Annotated in this window: 23 protein-coding genes and 3 tRNA genes; 2 read left to right on the plus strand and 24 right to left on the minus strand. The window is 39.2% G+C overall.

Annotated features, from left to right (window positions below; translation table 11 throughout):
- Positions 1–26: 26 nt before the first annotated feature.
- The 17 genes from V4P57_RS04435 to V4P57_RS04515 all read right to left on the minus strand — a co-directional run bounded on the left by V4P57_RS04435 (position 27) and on the right by V4P57_RS04515 (position 17609).
- Complete coding sequence (locus tag V4P57_RS04435; protein ID WP_455466887.1) at positions 27–1703, minus strand: ribonuclease J; 1677 nt, start codon at positions 1701–1703, stop codon at positions 27–29.
- Positions 1704–1756: 53 nt separating this feature from the next.
- Positions 1757–2566, minus strand: coding sequence for a biotin--[acetyl-CoA-carboxylase] ligase (locus V4P57_RS04440; protein WP_455466888.1), 810 nt, complete (start codon positions 2564–2566; stop codon positions 1757–1759).
- Entirely contained in the window at positions 2566–4017 is a 1452-nt protein-coding gene (gene nuoN / locus V4P57_RS04445; RefSeq protein ID WP_455466889.1) for an NADH-quinone oxidoreductase subunit NuoN, read from the minus strand. The genes V4P57_RS04440 and nuoN overlap by 1 nt, the downstream gene beginning before the upstream one ends.
- A gap of 18 nt (positions 4018–4035) precedes the next feature.
- A complete protein-coding gene (locus V4P57_RS04450; RefSeq protein ID WP_455466890.1) occupies positions 4036–5505 on the minus strand; it encodes an NADH-quinone oxidoreductase subunit M in 1470 nt (489 codons plus the stop codon).
- Complete coding sequence (gene nuoL, locus V4P57_RS04455; RefSeq protein ID WP_455466967.1) at positions 5505–7469, minus strand: NADH-quinone oxidoreductase subunit L; 1965 nt, start codon at positions 7467–7469, stop codon at positions 5505–5507. The genes V4P57_RS04450 and nuoL overlap by 1 nt, the downstream gene beginning before the upstream one ends.
- A 6-nt stretch (positions 7470–7475) precedes the next feature.
- The gene (nuoK, locus tag V4P57_RS04460; protein WP_004860043.1) at positions 7476–7784 is read right to left on the minus strand and encodes an NADH-quinone oxidoreductase subunit NuoK; all 309 of its coding nucleotides are present in this window, start codon (positions 7782–7784) and stop codon (positions 7476–7478) included.
- 9 nt (positions 7785–7793) lie between these two features.
- Complete coding sequence (locus V4P57_RS04465; protein ID WP_455466891.1) at positions 7794–8414, minus strand: NADH-quinone oxidoreductase subunit J; 621 nt, start codon at positions 8412–8414, stop codon at positions 7794–7796.
- Positions 8415–8513: 99 nt separating this feature from the next.
- Positions 8514–9005 (minus strand): NADH-quinone oxidoreductase subunit NuoI, encoded by a 492-nt coding sequence (gene nuoI / locus V4P57_RS04470; RefSeq protein WP_455466892.1) that lies wholly within the window; start codon positions 9003–9005, stop codon positions 8514–8516.
- A gap of 14 nt (positions 9006–9019) precedes the next feature.
- Positions 9020–10066 (minus strand): NADH-quinone oxidoreductase subunit NuoH, encoded by a 1047-nt coding sequence (gene nuoH, locus V4P57_RS04475; protein ID WP_455466968.1) that lies wholly within the window; start codon positions 10064–10066, stop codon positions 9020–9022.
- 22 nt (positions 10067–10088) lie between these two features.
- Positions 10089–12158, minus strand: a complete 2070-nt coding sequence (nuoG, locus tag V4P57_RS04480; RefSeq protein ID WP_455466893.1) for an NADH-quinone oxidoreductase subunit NuoG — start codon at positions 12156–12158, stop codon at positions 10089–10091.
- A 68-nt stretch (positions 12159–12226) separates the two neighbouring features.
- Positions 12227–13531, minus strand: coding sequence for an NADH-quinone oxidoreductase subunit NuoF (nuoF, locus tag V4P57_RS04485; protein ID WP_455466894.1), 1305 nt, complete (start codon positions 13529–13531; stop codon positions 12227–12229).
- Positions 13532–13717: 186 nt separating this feature from the next.
- The gene (gene nuoE, locus V4P57_RS04490; RefSeq protein ID WP_455466895.1) at positions 13718–14344 is read right to left on the minus strand and encodes an NADH-quinone oxidoreductase subunit NuoE; all 627 of its coding nucleotides are present in this window, start codon (positions 14342–14344) and stop codon (positions 13718–13720) included.
- The gene (locus V4P57_RS04495) at positions 14344–15534 is read right to left on the minus strand and encodes an NADH-quinone oxidoreductase subunit D (RefSeq protein WP_455466896.1); all 1191 of its coding nucleotides are present in this window, start codon (positions 15532–15534) and stop codon (positions 14344–14346) included. The genes nuoE and V4P57_RS04495 overlap by 1 nt, the downstream gene beginning before the upstream one ends.
- A 124-nt stretch (positions 15535–15658) precedes the next feature.
- Positions 15659–16267, minus strand: coding sequence for an NADH-quinone oxidoreductase subunit C (locus V4P57_RS04500; protein ID WP_455466969.1), 609 nt, complete (start codon positions 16265–16267; stop codon positions 15659–15661).
- A gap of 16 nt (positions 16268–16283) precedes the next feature.
- The gene (locus tag V4P57_RS04505) at positions 16284–16862 is read right to left on the minus strand and encodes a NuoB/complex I 20 kDa subunit family protein (RefSeq protein ID WP_455466897.1); all 579 of its coding nucleotides are present in this window, start codon (positions 16860–16862) and stop codon (positions 16284–16286) included.
- Complete coding sequence (locus tag V4P57_RS04510) at positions 16853–17218, minus strand: NADH-quinone oxidoreductase subunit A (RefSeq protein ID WP_455466898.1); 366 nt, start codon at positions 17216–17218, stop codon at positions 16853–16855. The genes V4P57_RS04505 and V4P57_RS04510 overlap by 10 nt, the downstream gene beginning before the upstream one ends.
- 314 nt (positions 17219–17532) lie before the next feature.
- Positions 17533–17609, minus strand: a tRNA-Asp gene (locus V4P57_RS04515).
- Between the two features lie 176 nt (positions 17610–17785).
- Between V4P57_RS04515 and V4P57_RS04520 the strand changes: the two genes are divergently transcribed.
- Positions 17786–17861, plus strand: a tRNA-Val gene (locus tag V4P57_RS04520).
- A gap of 502 nt (positions 17862–18363) precedes the next feature.
- Positions 18364–18453: transfer RNA gene (locus tag V4P57_RS04525), tRNA-Ser, on the plus strand.
- A gap of 73 nt (positions 18454–18526) precedes the next feature.
- Here V4P57_RS04525 and V4P57_RS04530 read toward each other — a convergent pair.
- From V4P57_RS04530 to V4P57_RS04560, 7 genes are all read right to left on the minus strand, one after another.
- On the minus strand, positions 18527–18922 hold the full coding sequence (locus tag V4P57_RS04530; RefSeq protein ID WP_455466899.1) for an XRE family transcriptional regulator: 396 nt from the start codon (positions 18920–18922) through the stop codon (positions 18527–18529).
- Positions 18923–19085: 163 nt separating this feature from the next.
- Complete coding sequence (locus V4P57_RS04535; RefSeq protein ID WP_455466900.1) at positions 19086–19304, minus strand: hypothetical protein; 219 nt, start codon at positions 19302–19304, stop codon at positions 19086–19088.
- A complete protein-coding gene (locus V4P57_RS04540) occupies positions 19285–19503 on the minus strand; it encodes a hypothetical protein (protein ID WP_455466901.1) in 219 nt (72 codons plus the stop codon). The genes V4P57_RS04535 and V4P57_RS04540 overlap by 20 nt, the downstream gene beginning before the upstream one ends.
- On the minus strand, positions 19436–19663 hold the full coding sequence (locus V4P57_RS04545; RefSeq protein WP_455466902.1) for a hypothetical protein: 228 nt from the start codon (positions 19661–19663) through the stop codon (positions 19436–19438). Before V4P57_RS04545 ends, V4P57_RS04540 begins: the two co-directional genes overlap by 68 nt.
- Entirely contained in the window at positions 19660–20325 is a 666-nt protein-coding gene (locus tag V4P57_RS04550) for a lysozyme (protein WP_455466903.1), read from the minus strand. The genes V4P57_RS04545 and V4P57_RS04550 overlap by 4 nt, the downstream gene beginning before the upstream one ends.
- Before the next feature lie 13 nt (positions 20326–20338).
- A complete protein-coding gene (locus V4P57_RS04555; RefSeq protein ID WP_455466904.1) occupies positions 20339–22402 on the minus strand; it encodes a hypothetical protein in 2064 nt (687 codons plus the stop codon).
- A gap of 13 nt (positions 22403–22415) precedes the next feature.
- On the minus strand, positions 22416–22679 hold the full coding sequence (locus tag V4P57_RS04560) for a hypothetical protein (RefSeq protein ID WP_455466905.1): 264 nt from the start codon (positions 22677–22679) through the stop codon (positions 22416–22418).
- Position 22680 lies beyond the last annotated feature (1 nt).

A 22680-nucleotide genomic window follows, 5' to 3' on the forward strand; every position in this document is an offset into this window, starting at 1 on the left:
ACGAAATAACGTAATATGAGAATGCTTTATTTCGAGCGGTGTAAAAAAACTGTGCAAACAGGCTTTTTTCGCCAAAATTCATTAACGGCCGCTCTCACTGCGCGCCGTATTGCTTCTCGCATAAGTTCATTATTTTTTCTTTTAACGCGCGGAATGTTGTAAAATGTATTTTCTACAACATCGAAAAGAATATCTTTCAAACGTTTGCTTTTTCCATCAGTTTCAGGTAAACCAGATGTGACCAAACCAATATCACCCTCTAGGTCGTGTTTGCCATTCATTTGGATAGAAACAGCAACATGACCAGCATAACTTAATTTGCGACGTTCATGAACTCCTAATGCATCTTCATCACCAATAAGGCAACCATCCTTATAGATCCGACCAACGGGGACTTGGTCAATAACTTCTACAGGCTCTGGTGCAAAACGTAGCATACTCCCATTTCTAATATCAGCAACAATTTTTATACCTGCTTGACGCGCTAAAGCTGCTTGAGAAGCAAGATGCATTGCCTCACCATGTACAGGAACCAGTATCTGTGGTTTTATCCAATCATACATCTGTAAAAGTTCTGAACGGCGAGGATGTCCTGAAACGTGAACAAGAGCATCTTCATTCGTAATCGTTTTAATCCCAAAATCTATGAAACGATTTTGTATATCAATAATAGACTTTTCATTTCCTGGAATACTTCGTGAAGAATAAATAACGGTATCACCAGCAGAAAGTGCAATATTTCTCATTTCATTTCGAGACAATTTAGCCAAAGCAGCACGCGGCTCACCTTGACTACCAGTTACAATTAAAACGATATCTTTTCGCGGGATATAACCGTAATCTTCCTCAGAAACGAATGGTGCTAAACCATTCATATAACCAAGCTCTTGTGCAACCATAATACTTCGCTTAAGAGAACGCCCAATAACAAGAACTTGGCGCCCAACAGATTCAGCTGCAAGAGCAATTGAACGTATCCGACCAATATTAGATGCAAAAGTTGCGATAGCAACTCGTCCTTCAGCTTTCGAGATAATTTCAGAAAGACTTGCCTGAACTTGCTGTTCCGATTGTGATGTACCATCTCGACACGCATTAGTAGAATCACAAAGTAATGCTAAAATACCTTTGTTGCCTAAAGCGCGAAATCGTTTTTCATCCGTTATATCTCCAAGCGAAGGTGTATGATCAATTTTCCAGTCGCCAGTATGAATAACTGTGCCTAAAGATGTTGTAATTGCCAAAGATACAGATTCCGGAATCGAATGGTTAACAGCAATAGCCTCAATTGAAAAAGGACCAACCTGAAAATGATCACCAGCTTGAAAAATATTCAATGAAATTTTACAAGATCCAAAATCCGATTGTTTTTTACTCTCCAATAGTCCCGCTGTAAAAGGGGTACAGTAAAGTGGAACTTGAAGCTTTGGCCATAAATCGAGAACAGCACCATAATGATCTTCGTGGGCATGTGTCACAATAAGACCGCGCAAATTGTGTTTTTCATTTTCCAAAAAACGAATATCCGGTAAAATAAGTTCTACTCCCGGTAATTCAGAACCAGCAAAACTAACACCCATATCAACAAGCAGCCATTCACGAAGATTTTTGGAACCAAATCCATAAGCAGCCAGATTCATCCCTATCTCACCTACTCCTCCTAAAGGTAAAAAAACAAATTCATTTTTATTGGCTGCAACCATAAACATCTCCTAAATCATTAAGATAATCTGATGGTGAAATAAAAATTTAGCAATTAATAACAACCTGCATTAACAGAAGCAGCCGAACCAAAATGAACATCTCCAGATGTTATAACTGCTTGCTGACCATTTTTTTGTTTTATGATGCAGTTAAAATCATTATCAAGACCATCAAAAATACCTTCGATGATTTTTTCATCATTGATTATTTTGACATGCTGCCCAAGATGAGCAGAGTGTAAAAGCCATTTTTTGCGGATTATATCGCATCCTCCCGACTGCTTCCAAAGGAGATAATTTTTAGAAAAAAACTCCGTTAAAACTGTAAATATCTGTTCTGCATCAATATACAAACCAACACTTTTTAGGCATGAAGTGGGATAGGGTGCATCTTCATAATGATATTTTACATTTATTCCAATACCAATAACCAAAGCATATTGCTGTGATGGTAATTTAAAAATCTCGAGTAAAACTCCTGAGCTTTTGGCTCCTTTTAACAAAATATCATTCGGCCATTTTAAGCTAACAATACTGTTTGTTTGCTTTTCATCTTTTATAAATTGTTTTACTGTTTCTACCACGCTTATTCCAGCAACAAAACCAAGCTGAGCAGCAGTTTGATGAACAATATTATCAGTTAACAAAAGGCTAGAATAAAGGTTTCCTTTCGGACTAGACCATCTCCTACCTCTTCTTGCTCTTCCTCGTAATTGTTCTTGTGCGACAACCCAGTGATAACCTTTATGACCAGCTTGTGCTTTTTGTTGTGCAATGAGATTTGTTGAATCCACACTTTCGTACGATTCAACCGTGTATCCTTGTTTTTGTGCAAAATCTGATAAGATATAAACCATATTCATTAAAATAATGCGGTTGCTGCTTTTTCTGCTAACTCAGCAAACCAAATTCCAAATACTGTATAAAACAAAATGAATAACGCAGAAAGACCGAGACAAAATTGAAGTTCATTCGATAAAGTAATAAAATGTGCCTTTGCTTCATCGAACCACATAATTTTAATGACTCGTAAATAGTAAAAAGCCCCGACAACAGATGCTATCATACCAACGACAGCAAGTGGAGTAAGTCCAGCATGAACAGCGGCAGAAAATGTATACCACTTTCCAAAAAATCCAGCCATCGGCGGTATACTTGCTAAAGAGAAAATCTGTATCGTCATCACAACAGCCATAAACGGATTCGTCTTTACCAATCCTGAAAGATCATAAATATTTTCAACATTTCCATCACCAGATCGCATCCCAAGAATAAATGCAAATGAACCAATCGTCATCATAAGATAAATAGTCATATAAAGAATAACGCTTTTTACCCCAAGTACATCTCCAGCAGCTAAACCAACAAGCGCATATCCCATATGACTGATCGACGAATACGCCATTAAACGCTTAATATTATTCTGACCAATTGCAGCAAATGCACCCAGTATCATTGATGCAATCGCCATGAACACCAAAATCTGCTGCCATGCAGGCATAGAGCCATCGGTACTCTCTAGTGGAATAAAGGTCATAACAATAATACGAACGATTAATGCCATTGCCGCCACTTTAGGAGCACCAGCAAAAAATGCTGTAATTGGTGTTGGTGCTCCTTCGTAAACATCAGGCGTCCACATATGAAACGGAACCGCAGAAATTTTAAAAGCCAAACCAGCTAAAATAAAGACAATTCCAAAGATAACTCCCAATTGTACGTTTTTACCTTTTAAAGCAACAGCAATTTCGTGAAAACCAATTTGACCGGTAAAACCATAAAGCAAAGAAATACCATAAAGCAAGAGTCCTGAAGATAATGCTCCTAAAACAAAATATTTTATACCAGCTTCAGAAGATTTTACATTATCACGATTAATCGCCGCTAAAACATATAAAGCTAAAGATTGTAGTTCCAACCCCATATAAAGCGATAGCATATTACCAGCTGAGATCATGAGCATCATGCCAAGAGTTGCTAAAAGAACGAGCACCGGAAATTCAAATACATCAAACTTGTGATTATAGGAAAAATCAACAGACATAATAAGAGCAAAGAGCGCACCAATAAGCGTTAAAATTTTCATATAACGGCTAAAAGAATCTATAATAAGCGCATTATTTTGAAATAAGCCACTTTTCGGAAAAACAATAATAATAATAGTTGCGACAAAAAGGGCAATGGCTAAGCCTGTCACAGTTAAAGAGGCGCGTGCCTTTGAATAGACACCAATCAAAAGCAAAATGATCGCCCCCAATGCTATTAAAAGCTCCGGAAAAATTAACACTAATTGCGCTATTATTTCAGTTTGCATGAGCATTCTTCTCTTAATCTAGTGTAGTTCATTAACAAGGGCTTCTACAGAAAATGCCGTTGCTTTAAGAATAGGGGTTGGATAGATACCAAAAAATATTGTAAGAATAACCATCGGATAAAGAATAAATTTTTCTCGTGAAGAGAGATCAAGAAGGACTTTTAAGTTCTCTTTATCCAAAGAACCAAAAACCACACGCCGGTAAAGATAAAGTGCATAAGCAGCTGATAAAATAACACCAGTTGTGGCAAAAACCACAACCAATTTATTCACTTGAAAAACACCTATTAAGGTTAAAAATTCACCCAGAAATCCTGAACTGCCTGGTAAACCGACATTTGCCATCGTGAAGATTAAGAAAACAACGGCATATTTTGGCATGTTATTCACTAAACCGCCAAAAGCTGAAATTTCACGTGTATGCAAACGATCGTAGATAACCCCAACGCAAAGGAATAAAGCTGCTGAAACAATTCCATGCGAGAGCATTTGATAAATAGCGCCTTGGATAGCTTGTTCATTCGCAGCAAAAATGCCCATGGTCACATATCCCATATGCGCTATTGAGGAATAAGCAATAAGTTTTTTTATGTCATTTTGAACAAGAGCAACTAGTGATGTATAAATAATAGCAATAAGCGATAACGCGAAAACCAATGGAGCAAAATTCAATGAAGCGATAGGAAACATTGGTAAAGAAAAACGAAGAAAACCATAACCGCCTAATTTGAGTAAGACACCGGCTAAAATAACAGAACCAGCCGTCGGGGCTTCCACGTGAGCATCAGGTAACCATGTATGAACTGGCCACATCGGCATTTTAACTGCAAAAGAAGCAAAAAATGCAAGCCATAACCACATTTGCATATGTGCTGGAAATTGGTGCGTTAATAAACTTGGTATATCGAGTGTTCCAGCTTCCCAATACATAGCCATAATGGCAACCAGCATAAGAACTGATCCAAGTAAAGTATAAAGAAAAAACTTCATACTCGCATAAACACGACGTGCCCCACCCCAAACACCTATAATAATAAACATTGGAATAAGGCTGCCTTCAAAAAAGACATAAAATAAAATTGCATCAAGAGCACAAAAGACTCCAATAATCGCAACTTCAAGAAGAAGAAAAGCAATCATATAAGCCTTTAATCTATCTTTAATATTCTCCCAACTTGCTAAAATACAGAAAGGCAAAAGAAAAGCTGAGAGAACAACAAAAAGAATAGAAATACCATCAACTCCCATATGGTAGCTAATGCCCTCTCCTAACCAATTGAATTTCTCAACCATTTGAAAATGAGCGTTTGTATGATCAAAACCAGCCCAAATAATTAAAGAAATAATGAAAACAAAAACACTCGTAAAAAATGCTACATTGCGTATATTATGTCGTGCTACTTCGCTATCATCTTTGATAAACAAAATTAAAATCACACCAACAAGCGGTAAAAAGGTAACCGTAGAAAGAATAGGCCAGTCAGTCATCAGTTTACGCCCCCGATCATCATCCATGTGATCAGCGATGCAATACCAATAAGCATTACAAATGCATAATGATAAAGATACCCTGTTTGCATTCGAACAATTCTATTTGTAATATCAACAACACGTGCTGCAATACCATTCGGACCTAAACCATCAATAATCCTACCGTCTCCCACCTTCCAAAGAAAGGAACCAATTCTTAAAGAAGAACGAACGAACAAAAAGTGATATAATTGATCAAAATACCATTTTTTGTAAAGAAATTGATACAATTTAGGCATAAATCTAGCCAATTTTTTGGGAAGAGAAGGAATAGAAATATAGAATAAATAGGCTAACATAAATCCAAGAACCATTGCTATAAAGGGCGACCATTTTACCCAATGGAACACATTGTGGGCATCATGAAGGATGTGATTATGGCTGTTTGTAAATAACGCCCCTTTCCAAAAAGCATCATATAAATCACCAAAAAAGTAAGGTTGAAAAACGACACCAGAAAATATTGCTCCAATAGATAAAATAAAAAGGGGAATCAACATAACTAAAGGCGATTCATGAACATGATGCATCACATCGATAGTCGCACGTGGTTTACCATGAAATGTCATAAATATAAGCCGCCACGAATAAAAACTGGTTAATAAAGCTGAAAAAACAAGAAGCCAGAAAGCATATCCTGAAGCAATATTATGGGATGCAAAAGCAGACTCTATAATTGCATCCTTAGAGAAAAAACCAGCAGTTCCGAAAAATGTCCCTGGAATTCCAACACCGGTCAAGGCGATAGTTCCTATGACCATCATCCAATAAGTTGCTTGTATATGTTTACGCAGCCCACCCATTTTTCGCATATCTTGTTCATCAGATACAGCATGAATCACAGAACCTGCACCAAGAAATAATAAAGCCTTAAAAAAAGCATGCGTAAAAAGATGAAAAACAGCTGCTCCATAAGCTCCAACACCTAATGCAACAAACATATAACCAAGTTGCGAACATGTAGAATAAGCAATGACACGTTTAATGTCATTTTGCACCAACCCGACAGTTGCTGCAAAAAATGCAGTTGTTGAACCAACAATAATAATTACTGTCAAAGCAATGGAAGAAAGTTCAAAAATTGGTGACATACGTGCAACCATAAAGACACCTGCTGTTACCATTGTTGCAGCATGAATAAGTGCTGACACAGGCGTTGGTCCCTCCATTGCATCAGGGAGCCATGTATGTAAAAGAAACTGGGCTGATTTCCCCATAGCACCAATAAATAACAGACAGCATATAACAGTAATTGCTGTCTGACCGTCAAGCTGCCAACCTAAAAATGTTACATTTTGCATGAAGCCCTTGTTGGCAGCTTTTGTAAAAATAGAGGCAAAATCAACGGATTGGAATAAAACAAAAATACTAAAAATTCCCAAAAGAAAACCAAAGTCTCCAACACGATTAACCACAAAAGCTTTCATTGCAGCCTTATTGGCTGAATCGCGCTGAAACCAAAAACCAATGAGCAAATAAGAAGCAAGCCCCACACCTTCCCATCCAAAAAACATTTGAATCAAATTATTGGATGTCACCAACATAAGCATCATAAATGTAAATAAGGAAAGATAAGAAAAAAAACGCGACCTTGAAGGATCGTGGTGCATATAACCAATTGAATAAATATGCACTAATGCCGAAACACTGTTTACAACGATAAGCATGACGGCTGTTAAAGTATCAACATGCAAAGCCCAATCAAAAGTTAATCCATCGACGGTAATCCAATGTAATACTAGGAGATCAACCACCGGATCATGACCAAGTGCAATACCAAAAAAGACTATCCAAGACAATACAGCGACAACGACCATAAAGCTACAAGTTACCAATTCACTTGCTCGATCTCCTATAGTTTTTCCACCTAGAGCAGCAATTAAAAAGCCTAAAAGTGGAAGAAAGACGATCGTATAATACATCATTGGTCAGCCTTTCATTACATTAACATCTTCAACCGCAATAGAACCACGATTACGGAAAAAAACCACAAGAATTGCTAAACCAATTGCGGCTTCAGCAGCTGCTACGGTTAAAATAAATAAAGCAAATATTTGACCAACAAGATCATGAAGAAACGCTGAAAACGCAACAAAATTAAGATTCACTGAAAGTAATATAAGCTCAATAGACATCAAGATAATAATCACATTTTTTCTATTGAGAAAAATCCCGGCAATACCAATTGTAAACATTAAAGCAGAAACAATCAGATAATGAGTGATATCAATGTGCATAGCTCCCCCTTAAACGCCCTTACCTGATTCAACTTGTTTGATTTCAATTGCATTTTCTACTGTTCTAGAAACTTGCACTGCTATGGATTGTCGCTTTACACCCGATTTATGACGAAGTGTCAAAACAATAGCACCAATCATCGCAACCAATAAAATTATTCCAGCAATTTGAAAGTAAAAAACATAATCCGTGTAGAGGATATCGCCTAATGCTTGTGTATTTGTTCGCTGCGCCATATCTGGCATTGGTTGCGTAACATTTGTCCTAAGAACTGGAGAAAAATGGCTAGCAACAAAAACAATAATTAATTCTACGGCAACAATACCTCCAATAAAAACTCCAATAGGAGCATACCGAAGTGCACCACGTTTTAACTCAGCAAAATCAACATCAAGCATCATAACCACAAATAAAAACAAAACAGTGACAGCCCCAACATAAACGACAAGCAAAATAAGCCCTAAAAATTCTGCTCCTGCAAGCAAAAACAAAGCAGAAGCATTAAAAAATACTAATATTAAAAATAAGACTGAATGCACAGGATTGCGTGCTGTAATAACAACAACAGCACTCACAAGCATAATAAAAGCAAACAAATAGAAAAATGCCGCCGCTAGATCCGTTAGCATAGGCTTCTCCTCAACTAATCAAACAGTTGGTATAACACTTCATACCAGATTACAATTTATCGGAAAAATTATCCGATACCTCATTATTCAACGATACACTCAACGATAAGGTGCATCCATTAATATATTACGAGCAATTTCTCGCTCCCAGCGATCTCCATTCAATAAAAGCTTTTCTTTATCATAATAAAGTTCTTCACGTGTTTCCGTCGCAAACTCAAAATTTGGACCTTCGACAATAGCTTCAACCGGACATGCTTCTTGACAAAAACCACAGTAAATACATTTAACCATGTCTATATCATAACGAACAGTTCTACGCGTACCATCATTACGCCGCGGTCCCGCTTCAATTGTGATAGCTTGAGCAGGACAAATCGCTTCACACAATTTACATGCAATACACCGTTCTTCACCATTTGGATAGCGACGTAATGCGTGTTCACCACGAAAACGCTGAGAAATAACCCCTTTCTCATAAGGATAATTAATCGTAGGCTTTGGTGAAAAAAACTGACGCATTGCCAAGAAAAAAGCACTCACAAATTCCAATAAAAGAAGTGATTTCGCTGCTTGAATAAGACCTGACATATGAAGAGCTCCTCTTAAGCAAAACCAGTATATTTTAAGAAAGCAGCAGTTATCACAACCATCGCTAGTGAAAGAGGAAGAAAAACCTTCCAACCAAGCCGCATGAGCTGATCATAACGATAACGCGGAACAAACGCTTTGACCATAGCAAACCAAAAAAATACAAAACAAACCTTTAAAACAAACCAAATGATACCAGGAATCCAATTAAGCCACCAAACATCCAAGGGAGGTAACCAACCGCCTAAAAATAAAATGGTTGTTAATGCGCACATTAAAACAATAGCAACATACTCACCAAGAAAAAAAAGCATGTAAGGTGTTGAAGAATATTCAACCATATGACCAGCTACAAGCTCAGATTCGGCTTCGACCAAATCAAAAGGGGGGCGATTTGTTTCTGCAAGTGCAGAAATAAAAAATATGATAAACATTGGAAAAAGAACGAGCCAATTCCAATCAAGAAAACTGTTAAAAGGAAGACCAAGGCTCGTACCAATTCCAGAACTTTGTTTATGAACAATTGTTGTAAGATCCAATGAACCACTCACTAAAATGACAGTTACAAGCACAAACCCAATTGAAACCTCATAAGAAACCATCTGTGCAGCGGAACGAAGAGCCCCTAAAAAAGGATATTTAGAGTTTGACGCCCACCCCCCCATAATCACGCCGTAAACTTCGAGAGATGAAATAGCCAAGATATAAAGCAAACCAACATTAATTTTTGCAACTTCCCAGCCTTCATTAACTGGAATAACAGCCCACGTTGATAAAGCAAGTGTAGCGGACACAAAAGGCGCCAACAGAAAAACACCCTTATTAGCACCAGAAGGAATAACAGGCTCTTTAACGACAAATTTAATTAAATCCGCAAAAGACTGTAACAAACCCCATGGACCAACAACGTTTGGTCCACGACGCAATTGCACAGCAGCCCAAATTTTTCTATCTGCGTAAAGAAGATAAGCAACCAGAACGAGAAGAACAACTAAAAGAAGAAGTGTTTTTCCAACTATAATGAGTAATGGTAAGAGCCAAGTCATAAAGAAATCATACATCATTATCCTTTTCCTTCTGCCCTTACTTTACAGTTTGCGTGGCACTATTCCTTGCAAGAGATGAACACTCTGCCATAACGGCAGAAGCACGTGCTATTGGATTTGTCAAATAAAAGTCTTTTACCATAGAAGAAAACGTTTGTGTTTCTAAAACAATCATCTGTGAACCAAGCGCTTTAAGATTATCTATATCAGAGGGCGCTATATCATCAATGGCACAAAAGTGTGGATAATCATTAAACAGATTCTGTCTTAATTGAGAAAGCGAATCAAAAGGAAGCTTTCGTTCTAAAATATCCGACAAAGCACGTAAAATAGCCCAATCTTCTTTTGCTTCACCTGGGGCAAAACCCGCCCGATTTGTCATTTGAACACGTCCTTCTGTATTCACATAAAGTCCTGATTTTTCAGTATAAGCTGATGCCGGCAAAATAACATCAGCAGCGTGCGCACCCTTATCACCATGGCTACCAATATAAATTGTAAAAGCTTTTATATTGGCTAAATCTACTTCATCAGCACCAAGTAAAAATAAAACTTCACAGGTTTTAAGAATATTTGCAACCCCAAGCTTGGAAGTAAAACCAATGTCCAATCCTCCAACAGTTGATGCAGCATTGTGAAGAACACCAAACCCATTCCATTTCTCGCTGAGAGCTCCAATACTATCAGCTAATTTTGCAAGATTTTTTAAAACAGACAAGCCTTCCTTACCTGAAAGAGCTCCCTCCCCGATAAGAATAAGTGGCTTTTCAGCTTCTTTTAACACATTAAAAAACGCATCTTCACCACAAACAAGTGCACTCAATGCATTGGTACCTTCTCCAAGATAAGAATAAGGGTAACGTAAATCGACTTTTTCCCCAATTAATGCTATGGGGAAATGTCCCATACGTTGGCGCTTTAAAATACGTGCATTTAAAACAGCGGCTTCATAACGTGGATTAGATCCTACGATAAGTAATGCATCAGCCTGTTCAATACCTGCAATCGTCGGATTAAAAATATAACTTGAACGCCCAAATTCGGGAGATAAAATCATCCCTCTTTGACGACAATCAAATATTTCTGAACCCAATGAAAGAAGCAATGTTTTAAGTGCGTACATTTCTTCAACAGACGCAAGATCTCCAGCAATTGCTCCAATTTTTTCTGGCAAAGTTTTAGAAACTACCATTTTAATTTTTGCAAAAGCTTCTGTCCAACTTACGGGCTGAAATTTTTCATCTTTGCGTATATATGGCCTATCAAGTCGTTGAGTACGCAATCCATCCCAAATAAAACGCGTCTTATCAGAAATCCATTCCTCATTTACATCTTCATTTGTACGCGGCATAATCCGCATCACTTCACGACCACGGCTATCAATGCGAATCGCACTACCAAGTGCATCCATTACATCAATCGATTCCGTTTTTACCAATTCCCAAGGACGCGCATGAAACGCATAAGGTTTTGAAGTTAAAGCTCCCACCGGACAAAGATCAATAACATTTCCCTGTAATTCAGATGTCATTGCTTTTTCAAGATACGTCGTAATTTCAGCATCTTCACCACGACCTATCAAACCAAGCTCAGAAATACCCGCCACTTCCGTCGTAAAACGAACACAGCGTGTGCAATGGATACACCGTGTCATAACCGTCTTCACAAGTGGCCCAATATATTTATCTTCTACAGCACGCTTATTTTCACTATAACGAGAACAATCACGACCATAAAGCATCGCTTGATCTTGAAGATCGCACTCTCCCCCTTGATCACAGACAGGACAATCCAAAGGATGATTGATAAGAAGAAACTCCATAACACCTTCACGTGCTTTTTTAACCATTGCAGTGTTGGTAAAAATTTCTGGGACTTCACCATTAGGCCCCAGCCGTAAATCGCGAACTCCCATAGCACAAGAAGCTTGAGGTTTCGGAGGTCCGCCCTTAACCTCAACCAAACACATGCGGCAATTTCCAGCAATTGATAAAGATTCATGAAAACAAAAACGAGGAACTTCAGCACCAGCTGCCTCAGCAGCTTGAAGCAACGTATAGTAATCAGGGACTTCAATCTCTTTACCGTCAACTTTGATATTTATCATCACTCATCCAGCCTGCGGATAATCCACTTAAAACTTGCATTCCGTTGCTCTTAGAACAAAATCCTTTATTACACTGCTTCCAAAGCAATATTTTTGCTTTGGATTACATTTCGCGTATAATCATCAATTCTGCGCTCGATTTCCGGACGAAAATTACGTATCAACCCTTGCACAGGCCATGCGGCAGCATCACCAAGCGCACAAATAGTGTGTCCTTCAACCTGCTTAGACACTTCAAACAAAAGATCAATCTCGCGTTTTTGCGCTCTTCCCTCAACCATACGCCCTAAAAGACGCATCATCCAACCCGTCCCCTCACGACATGGCGTACACTGACCACAACTCTCGTGCTTAAAAAAAGCAGATATACGCCAAATTGCCTTGATAATATCGGTTGATTTATCCATAACAATCATTCCCCCTGTACCAAAAGAAGACCCGACATCCCGCATCCCATCAAAATCCATGATCGCATCGATCATATCCTCACCGCGGACGACTGGACAAGAAGCCCCCCCTGGGATAACGGCTAAAAGATTATTCCATCCACCACGAACACCACCCGTATGTTTTTCAATTAATTCACGGAATGAAACACCAAGAGCATCTTCAAACGTACAAGGTGCATTAACATGCCCTGAAACCATAAACAATTTCGTTCCAACATTATTTGCTCGTCCGATTGATGAAAACCACGAAGCGCCCCGCCGCAAAATCGTTGGAACAACGGCAATGGACTCTACATTATTTACTGTTGTCGGACAGCCATAAATTCCCATATTGGCAGGAAATGGTGGTTTAAGCCGAGGTTGTCCCTTTTTTCCCTCAAGACTTTCAAGAAGAGCCGTTTCTTCACCACAAATATAAGCACCAGCTCCATGGTGAATAACAATATCACAAGCATGCCCATATTTTGTTTTCTTGCCAAGTAAACCTGCATCATAGCATTCATCAACGGCAGCTTGAAGCGCTTCACGTTCACGAATATATTCACCACGAATGTAAATAAAAGCGACATTCGCTCCCATAGCAAAAGTAGCAAATACACATCCTTCAATTAAAGTATGGGGATCATGTCGCAAAATATCACGGTCTTTACATGTTCCTGGCTCTGATTCGTCCGCATTTACAACCAAATAGTGAGGCCGGCCATCACTCTGTTTTGGCATAAAAGACCACTTCATCCCTGTAGGAAAACCAGCACCACCACGCCCACGCAAACCGGATGCCTTCACTTCATCAATGATCCAATTACGGCCTTTGTCAATAATCGCCTTGGTACCATCCCAATGTCCACGCAATATCGCAGCCTTTAATGATTTATCTTTTAAACCATACAGATTGGTGAAAATGCGATCTTTATCAGCCAGCATACCCCACCCTTTTTTCTTTTTTCCGTAGCATTTTTCGCTTTTCCTCAAATGCAATTTTTAAATATCTTTTCAAGACTGCTTACTTTTTGTTAAATGTTACTACCATGGGTAGAATAATAAAATACTTTTTCAAGAAAAATACTCAATTATGTTCCCATTCTTTCCTTATCCTTTTTTTGTGAAAATTTAGAGATCTTTTTTCTCATCATCAATAAGAGAAGTTAAACCACTAATTGGTTCCGATGATTTACGACTACTCTGCGGACCGACCACTATCTCAGAACCTCTACCTGCTTCAAATGCATCAATAATTTCTTCAAGACGCTCAGCTGTAAGATCTTCATAAGTATCTTTAAAAATCATAACCATCGGGGCATTTACACAAGCACCAAGACATTCTACCTCTTCCCATGATAAGGTTCCGTCCTGATTGGTAACAAAAGGTTCATGATGAATTTTTTTCTGACAAACTTTAATCAATTCACCAGATCCACGTAACATACAGGGGGTCGTACCACAAACCTGAATATGTGCCTTTGTTCCAACGGGTTTGAGTTGAAACTGAGTGTAAAAAGTTGCAACTTCCAAAACACGAATATAAGCCATGGATAGAATCTGAGCAATATGCTCAATCGCGGCACGTGTCACCCAACCATCTTGCTCTTGAGCACGCATTAATAGCGGAATAACAGCAGACTGCTCACGCCCTACAGGATATTTTTTTATGGTATTTTTTACCCATATCTGATTTTCTTTTGTAAAAGAAAACTCAGCAGGCTGATAAATATCATCTGCAAGACGACGCACAGACATTAGCGATCAACCTCCCCAAAAACAATATCAATCGAACCCAAAATAGCTGCGGCATCGGCCAACATATGACCTCGAGTTAAAAAATCCATAGCTTGAAGATGCGCAAAACCAGGAGCACGCAACTTAACACGATAAGGCTTATTGGTGCCATCGGAAACAAGATAAACGCCAAACTCACCTTTCGGGGCTTCCACAGCAACATACACCTCACCCGGGGGAGTATGAAAACCTTCCGTATAAAGCTTGAAATGATGAATAAGTGCTTCCATTGAACTTTTCATTTCAGACCGCTTTGGCGGCACAATTTTGCGATCCAAGCTCGAAACCGGTCCATTTTTTTCAGTACTCAGTAAACGCTCAACACATTGGCGCATAATTTTTGCTGATTGACGCATTTCTTCCATACGAATTAAATAACGATCATAGCAATCACTATTTTTACCTACAGGAATATCAAATTCCATTTCATCATAACATTCGTAAGGTTGGCTTTTACGTAAATCCCATGGCACACCAGCTCCACGAATCATAACACCAGAAAAGCCACGCGCCCAAGCTTCATCAATACTTACCACGCCAATATCCACATTACGCTGCTTAAAAATCCGATTTGGCGTTACAAGCGAATCAAGTTTGCCAAGAGCAACAAGAAAAGAATCAATAAAATTACCAATATCCTCAATTAAAGATTCTGGTAAATCTTGATGCACACCGCCAGGGCGAAAATAATTTGCATGAAGACGTGCGCCACATGCACGCTCATAAAAAATCATCAATCTTTCACGTTGCTCAAACCCCCAAAGCGGCGGTGTCAAAGCACCAACATCCATTGCTTGCGTCGTTACATTAAGTAAATGATTAAGAATGCGTCCAATCTCTGAAAACAAAACACGTATTAACTGCCCTCGTTTAGGAACCTCAACACCCAATAGTTTTTCAATGGCAAGTACAAAAGCATGCTCCTGATTCATAGGAGCAACATAATCCAAACGATCTAGATAAGGACACGCTTGAAGATAAGTTTTTGTTTCCATTAATTTTTCTGTACCGCGGTGCAGCAGTCCAATATGGGGATCTACACGCTCAACAACTTCACCGTCCAATTCCAGAACCATGCGTAAAACCCCATGCGCTGCAGGATGCTGCGGACCAAAATTGATATTAAAGTTTCGAACATTAACCTCAGCCACAATTAACCCCTTGTTTTTTTAAAAAACTTCATAAAAAATTCTGATAAAAGCTCTTATCACACTAAAAATGTTTCATTATTTAAAAAAACTGTTATTCTAATCTCAAGCCTTATAAGTTCTAATATCACTTGTCGACGTCTAATTTTTCATCACACGGCAAAACATATTGTCCTCCTTCCCAAGGAGAAAGAAAATCAAAACTGCGCATTTCTTGTCGCAAGACAACGGGTTCATAAATTACCCTCTTTGCTTCATTGTCATAACGACATTCAACAAACCCTGTTACAGGAAAATCTTTGCGTAAAGGATGTCCTTCAAAGCCGTAATCAGTCAAGATTCGCCTTAAATCCGGATGACCTGAAAATAAAATTCCATACATATCATATATCTCCCGCTCATACCATTCTGCTCCAGGATAAATCGAGCAAGCAGAAGCAACGGGAGTACTTTCATCCGTACGCACTTTTACACGTAAGCGTAAATTCTCGCGAGGAGATAATAATTGGTAAGAGACGTCAAAACGTTTATCACGAAATGGATAATCAACACCACTAATATCTGTAATATTAACAAACTGACAGCGAGAATCATCACGAACAAACATTAAAACATCCGTAATTGCATTGAGACGCGATACAATAGTTAATTCACCAAATGCAAGAACGGCCTCTTCAAGCTTATCTCCTAATTTATTTTTTAAATAGGTAGCAAGTTCAACTAATGATTCATTCATCATAATAATGAAATTCCTATCGCTCTATGGAACCAGTACGACGGATTTTTTTTTGCAGCAATAATATACCATATAGCAATGCCTCCGCTGTAGGAGGACATCCTGGAACATAAATATCCACAGGCACAATACGATCGCACCCACGTACAACTGAGTAAGAATAATGATAATACCCGCCACCGTTTGCACACGACCCCATAGAAATCACATAACGCGGCTCAGGCATTTGATCATATACTTTTCTCAATGCAGGAGCCATTTTATTTGTCAGAGTACCCGCTACCACCATTACATCTGATTGGCGGGGCGAAGCGCGTGGCGCATATCCAAAACGCTCATTATCATAGTGAGGCATTGAACACTGCATCATCTCGACAGCACAACAAGCTAAACCAAAACTCATCCACATTAAAGAACCGGTACGCGCCCAAGTAATCAAAGCTTCCGCTGAAGTAACTAAAAAACCCTTATCCGATAATTCAGCATTAATATCACGGAGAAAACTATCGTCAAAACCCATCAACTTACCGGTATTTGGATCAATAATTCCCTTTGTTTTCTGAGCGGTAAGCATTGAATTGTTAGTTAATCCCATTCAAGAGCTCCTTTTTTCCATTCATACATAAAGCCGACAGTTAAGAGTGCTAAGAATATAATCATCGACCAAAAGCCAAACATACCTATCGAGCTAAATGAAACAGCCCAAGGAAAAAGAAAAGCAACTTCAAGATCAAAAATAATAAACAAAATCGATACCAAATAAAAACGAATATCGAACTTCATGCGTGCATCATTAAACGAATTGAATCCACACTCATAAGCCGATAATTTTTCTGGATCTGGGGAGCGATAAGCCACGATGTAAGGCATAATTAAAAGAACTCCAGCAATAACTGCTGAAACAATAATAAAGATTAAGACCGGTAAATAAGAACTCAATAAATCAGTCACAATCCTCTTCCACCTTAATGAAATGCCTGAACTAAAGTAATCACCCAACACGGCTAGATCAAACAGACAAATCGCAATAATGGCTCTATTAACTCCGCTTATACTGCTTCAAGGGCATGTCATGCGATATTTTTCTTACCGGCATAGGTAACGCAGAGCAAAGAAAGACGCAAGCCCTATTCTTACAAACCACGTAAAAAGGAACAAAAGCTACATTCTAGAAACCACTCCAAAGCCAACACCTTAATAGCTATATGCCCTATAAATAAAATGTTCACACTAAAAAATGGAAATTCTGCGAAGCAATCACGAAATGGCGCGAGTGACGGGGCTCGAACCCGCGACCTCCGGCGTGACAGGCCAGCACTCTAACCAACTGAGCTACACCCGCGCACTTCTTATGAACCAATTGATTAATTGGTACAAGCGGTCGTGTAAGGGGTTCATACGTTGATGTCAAGAAGGCTTATGCATTTTTTCAAAAAAATAATCCAACAACATCTTTATTCTTGCGTTTGGAAAAATTTTTCCTTAAAGAGGTCCCGTTCAATTGCCAATCATTGCATTGGGCGATTAGCTCAGCTGGTAGAGCGCCTCGTTTACACCGAGGATGTCGGGAGTTCGAGTCTCTCATCGCCCACCATATAATTTTATATCTTTATTAACTTGTTGATTTTTTATATTTTTTATATGAGGAAACAGGTTTTTCTAGCGCTCTGCTCTAATTGTTGCGAATCAGGGCTTTATTAGAGTTTTCTAACTATATTAGGATTTTCTAAAAGGGAAAATGATTTAGCTCTTCATTAGTGACCTTTTGAGATGTGGAAATATAGTCCTGCGCGCCCATAAAATTAGCAAAATCGATAGCAAAAAGATGATAAATCTAACTATTCATACATAGAGATATCATCTCCACATCTTGATGGTCTTGATTATTTCATAAAGCTGTTATTTTTTCTATTGTCTTTTGAAAAAATCGCCCATATTGGAATGAAATTGCTGATTTAAGAAGAAATTTTCGAATAAAAGGTGGCGTTAGGAATTATTTTTGATTCGCTTGCAAATAATTTTATTAAAAACGTTTAGATACACATTATAAATGATTGACCTTTTGTAAGAACTTTGTAAGAAAGCATATTCAGTTTGGAGGGGTGGCCGAGCGGTTTAAGGCACCGGTCTTGAAAACCGGCGTGCAGGAGACTGTACCGTGGGTTCGAATCCCACCCCCTCCGCCACAGCACTTTTACTGACAAGTAACTTATTGATTTTATATATCTTTTTCTAAGGTGCGGGATAGCTACATAAAGGTTAGGGAATAGGATTTTCAAAGGTTCCTTTATAAAACGCATCTTTTTTCCCAACTTTCTCTAATAATTTTTTTAATTTTGCTAAATCCTCTTGTGAAAAACTATTCAATGATCTCACGAACATGCCAACAATTTCACGGCTCAATGGACCAGAAGGCTTGATCGTAAAACTTTTGCGAGAGGCGTCTGATTCTTTCCTTAAACATGCCGCTGTCTCTTGATCTAAAACGTACAGCTCTATGATTTTTTCTTCCATGCCAACAGGTACAGATTTTTTGCCAATCTCGACAGAAGATAAAAATGCTACAGATATATCTAATTTCTTAGCCATATCTAAAAGACGTTCAGAATGATCAATACGAAGTTTACGTAAGGTTTTACCAAATGGTGTTAGCATCTAAAAAAATCCTATTAGAAAAAGAAGCTCTCACGTGATTCTAGCAGAATTTTTTATTTTTTCCTCTACAGCGTATTACAAATCAGGATTTTTTTGAGGTATTTTTTAGTCGTACCAGATGTTTCGAGATCAGTCAGAGTTGGTAGAATAAATTTGAAACAGCTTATTTTTTTGAGAGCCATTGCTTTAAATGGGTGAAGATATCCTCTATTGCATCTATGAGGCGTGCAAAATCAAGGATCAACAAAAAGATGAAGAATGCTATCCACTTCATCAAGCGAGACATCATTTTCACACTTTGGTAAGTAATAATCATTTCTTGAAGCATTTCTTTTTCTGCTTCCGTAAGCTCTGTGTGTTTTTCAGTTTTTTTTCTGACCATGCTTCCACCCACACAAGCGTTCACCCTGTTTGTTATGTTTTAAGATATCTCTTGCTAAGTGCGTACTGATAACGTTTATATCTTGTCTATCTAAGTAAATGGGCAACCAACCTATACAAGAAGAAGCATATTTATTGATCGCGCAACCAGTCAGAGAGCTCAGTACGCACATCAGCATCACTTTTCTGATTAATTTCATTCTCTATCTCCAGTCGCGTTGTCTCTGCTTTTAAGGCTTGCTCTGCTTCCTTTTGCTGCTCACTCTTCTTTCCAAGGGTAAAAGCCTTTGCAAGAGCAATAAAAAAAGCGGCTAAAGCCGCACTAATTAACATCAGATTTCTTTTCATCCACCAGATCATAAGCGTTGTTCCTGAAAACGTTTAGTGACAAAGAAAATTCCAGCACAGGCAGCTAAAACCATAACAACCGCTAAAGCCCATTGAATAGGACCATTGCCTGCTAGCAAACCTCCAAGCCCAGAAAAAGAACCAATAATCGGGGCAAGGGCTTCGGCTTTTAAAGCACCCGTTAGTCTTTGTGCTTCAACGGTTTGGTAGTTGGAAGAAACATAAGCCCCTTTAGCCCATAACCCTGCTTCTGCTGCACGCCGGTGTACGAGACCATGCAAACGTTTTCCTCCCGCTTTGATCCATTTCTGTAATTCAGCTGGTACCGCTTCATAATCGCCACTATTAAGCTTTTTAAGCAGTGTAGAACTTTGGAAAGCTGCCATACCCACATTATAACAAAAAGAAACAAGAGCACCGAACTGTTCATCGCTTAAATCCACATAAACCGCTTTTTCCACCGCCCGCTCATATTGCCGCAAATCTGTTAATAGCATGGTTTCAGCTTTTTTTTCTGTAATCACCATGCCCTCAACAACCTTTGGCTTACCAGCTTTTTCCGTATGTCCATAACCAATAGTCCACACGCCAGAAGCATCTTGATAAGCATTCAACCGCAAGCCTTCCCACTTTTTTAAACAACGTAGACAATCTTCACTTATTTTCCGTGCCATTATTTCCCCCATCCTATAAATATACTTTGATTAATACTGCTCCATCTCCACCATCACCACTTGATGAGGCTGTTGCATCTTTGCCAGGAAAATATCCACCACCACCGCCACAATAAGATTTAAAATTTTCATCTTTGTCGCCTTGCCGTCCTGTCCAGCCTTTACCGCCTTTACCACCCCACATGCTATGACCACCATTCCCACCACGATCACCCCAACCGCCGCCGCCTCCGCCGCCATAAACACTATCCCCACCACGACCACCGTTCCCACCACTACCTCTGCTTTTACCAAAATTGCTGCTCCCTCCTATCCTTCCATTACCACCGCCGCCGCCACCGCCATAAATACTGTTCCCACCATAGCCGCCATCGCCACCGCTACCGCCATAAGAATATCCATAGTCACCACCATGACCACCGCAACCGCCATTGCCGCCTAAACCATAAACACTATCACCGCCATTCCCACCATGACCACCATTCCCACCATCACGTTTATTACTACCGGTTCCGCCACTGCCGCCATCACCGCCATCACCACCGCGACCACCATTGGATAAAAAATTATCCCCACCACGACCACCACGACCACCGCAACCGCCATCACCGCCTTTACCGCCATCACCGCCTTTACCGCCAATACAGCCATCACCACCACTACCACCAGTATCACCTACTTTGGCACCTATAGAACCATCATCACCATTGAATATATCCTTTTGATGAGGATTTGTTTTTCCTCCACCAAAAGCTGTAATAAATTGACCAACTGTTGTAGAATAACCAGTTTTATCGCCACCAGCTACTCCACCTTTTCCAATACGTACTGAACTATTTCCAAGAAATTTTTTCTTGGTTCTTAAATACGTACAACAACCGCCAGCACCACCGCTTCCTTTAAAAAAATTATTTCCAGCATTACCACCACCCCATGCCCATATTTCAAGCTCAGTCTCATCAGTGACCCCATCTGGCCAAGGGATTTCTCCGTTTTCCGTCATGAGGATTTCAAGAGGTTTGCTATTTTCTCCACCGCTGTTGTCGACCCCACTGCTGTTTTCACTGTTTGCTTTGATTGAAGCCATGAGGTTGGCTGGTGAAATAAGTGCATCTATTGTTTTTGTTCCATCAATCCAGTCTTGTTTTTCAAGAGTTTGAATGAGATCAACTTTTTTCTGCGCCTTATCAGCTGTTTCCTGTGCTTTATTCGCTGTTGTTTGTGCAGCAAATGCAGTAGCTTTTGCATCGATAGCGTTTGTTTGTGCAGCCTCAGCCGCCGTTTTTGCATCTTTTGCTGTAGTTAATGCAACATTTGCAATGTCTTTTGCCTCATCTGCAACTGCTACATGTCTCCCTTGTTGTCCTGCATTTTGCACATTTTTTTCAATTGCATTAATTTTTGCAATCAGGGAACGTTCTTGAGGAGTTAAGATAAGATGCTTTTCTCCCTCTCTCATATTATCCATATCAAAAGCATCTTGTGCTATTTTATTTGGATCATAGATCGCTTTTGACATACCAAGAGACTTTGATAAGGCAAAATAACTGATGGTATTTTTGAGATCTATTGGAGATATAGGATAATGAACACCTTCATTTCCCGTACGCCACTTTTCTATTGTCGGCTGACTAGGGCTTAACCACTGTAGCTTTAACCTTTCTTCAGGGGTCAAAATCTTTTTTGTAACGCCTTCAGTCATATTTTCCATGGAAAAAGCATTTGACCTCACATTGTCGGGATCATATGTGGCGGCGTTCATATCACCAACTCCTAAAGGCGATATTTTTACCCAACCAGCACCTGACAAAAGAGTATCCTCGCTAGGGTTCCCACTTGTTTCAATGTCGTGAACTGTTGCTTTGTCTTTGTAAGCAAGTGTACCAATATCTCTCTTTACAACCGCATCATCAGCTTTCTTTCCTTGAGCAGCGGTTGCAAAATATTCCACCTCATAAGCCGCCGCGCTGCCAACAGAAGTGGGAGCAAGAGCCTTACTATCTAATACACCTTCTTTGACTTCTTCTTTTGTTGCTGGTTCAATATTAAATGTATGCGTGTGATAGGGTATTGGCATCGCATTTTATTCCTTAATCAATTTGTTTTTTTTGCTGTGTGGAAGAGAGAGACTGCAATCGCAATGCATCAATGGTTTTTTGCATGATCTCGATACGTTTGTCTGTTGCTTCTTGGTGCTGTGTCAAAACACTTAAAAGATCATGCTGTATGCCGTTTTTGATAAGATCAATGACCTTATTTAAGGGTGCGTGAACCACCCTATGACTCGCATAAAAAAGGACGCGGATTTGTTCCGCGTCCGCAATATCATCAATAGCGGAGAAATGATTAATCACC

It is taken from the genome of Bartonella sp. B39 (assembly GCF_053795145.1).

Excerpts from the sequence above, each read along its gene's own strand:
- nuoI (WP_455466892.1), bottom strand. The coding sequence starts at position 9,005 with ATGTCAGGTCTTATTCAAGCAGCGAAATCACTTCTTTTATTGGAATTT.
- V4P57_RS04450 (WP_455466890.1), bottom strand. The coding sequence starts at position 5,505 with ATGACTGACTGGCCTATTCTTTCTACGGTTACCTTTTTACCGCTTGTT.
- V4P57_RS04550 (WP_455466903.1), bottom strand. The coding sequence starts at position 20,325 with ATGGCACGGAAAATAAGTGAAGATTGTCTACGTTGTTTAAAAAAGTGG.
- V4P57_RS04500 (WP_455466969.1), bottom strand. The coding sequence starts at position 16,267 with ATGAATGAATCATTAGTTGAACTTGCTACCTATTTAAAAAATAAATTA.
- nuoN (WP_455466889.1), bottom strand. The coding sequence starts at position 4,017 with ATGCAAACTGAAATAATAGCGCAATTAGTGTTAATTTTTCCGGAGCTT.
- nuoH (WP_455466968.1), bottom strand. The coding sequence starts at position 10,066 with ATGTATGATTTCTTTATGACTTGGCTCTTACCATTACTCATTATAGTT.
- V4P57_RS04555 (WP_455466904.1), bottom strand. The coding sequence starts at position 22,402 with ATGCCAATACCCTATCACACGCATACATTTAATATTGAACCAGCAACA.
- V4P57_RS04545 (WP_455466902.1), bottom strand. The coding sequence starts at position 19,663 with ATGATCTGGTGGATGAAAAGAAATCTGATGTTAATTAGTGCGGCTTTA.
- V4P57_RS04535 (WP_455466900.1), bottom strand. The coding sequence starts at position 19,304 with ATGGTCAGAAAAAAAACTGAAAAACACACAGAGCTTACGGAAGCAGAA.
- nuoL (WP_455466967.1), bottom strand. The coding sequence starts at position 7,469 with ATGTATTATACGATCGTCTTTCTTCCACTTTTAGGCTTTTTAATTGCT.
- V4P57_RS04440 (WP_455466888.1), bottom strand. The coding sequence starts at position 2,566 with ATGAATATGGTTTATATCTTATCAGATTTTGCACAAAAACAAGGATAC.
- nuoG (WP_455466893.1), bottom strand. The coding sequence starts at position 12,158 with ATGATAAATATCAAAGTTGACGGTAAAGAGATTGAAGTCCCTGATTAC.
- V4P57_RS04505 (WP_455466897.1), bottom strand. The coding sequence starts at position 16,862 with ATGGGATTAACTAACAATTCAATGCTTACCGCTCAGAAAACAAAGGGA.
- nuoF (WP_455466894.1), bottom strand. The coding sequence starts at position 13,531 with ATGCTGGCTGATAAAGATCGCATTTTCACCAATCTGTATGGTTTAAAA.
- V4P57_RS04435 (WP_455466887.1), bottom strand. The coding sequence starts at position 1,703 with ATGGTTGCAGCCAATAAAAATGAATTTGTTTTTTTACCTTTAGGAGGA.
- V4P57_RS04540 (WP_455466901.1), bottom strand. The coding sequence starts at position 19,503 with ATGAAATTAATCAGAAAAGTGATGCTGATGTGCGTACTGAGCTCTCTG.
- nuoK (WP_004860043.1), bottom strand. The coding sequence starts at position 7,784 with ATGCACATTGATATCACTCATTATCTGATTGTTTCTGCTTTAATGTTT.
- V4P57_RS04465 (WP_455466891.1), bottom strand. The coding sequence starts at position 8,414 with ATGCTAACGGATCTAGCGGCGGCATTTTTCTATTTGTTTGCTTTTATT.
- V4P57_RS04530 (WP_455466899.1), bottom strand. The coding sequence starts at position 18,922 with ATGCTAACACCATTTGGTAAAACCTTACGTAAACTTCGTATTGATCAT.
- nuoE (WP_455466895.1), bottom strand. The coding sequence starts at position 14,344 with ATGTCTGTGCGTCGTCTTGCAGATGATATTTATCAGCCTGCTGAGTTT.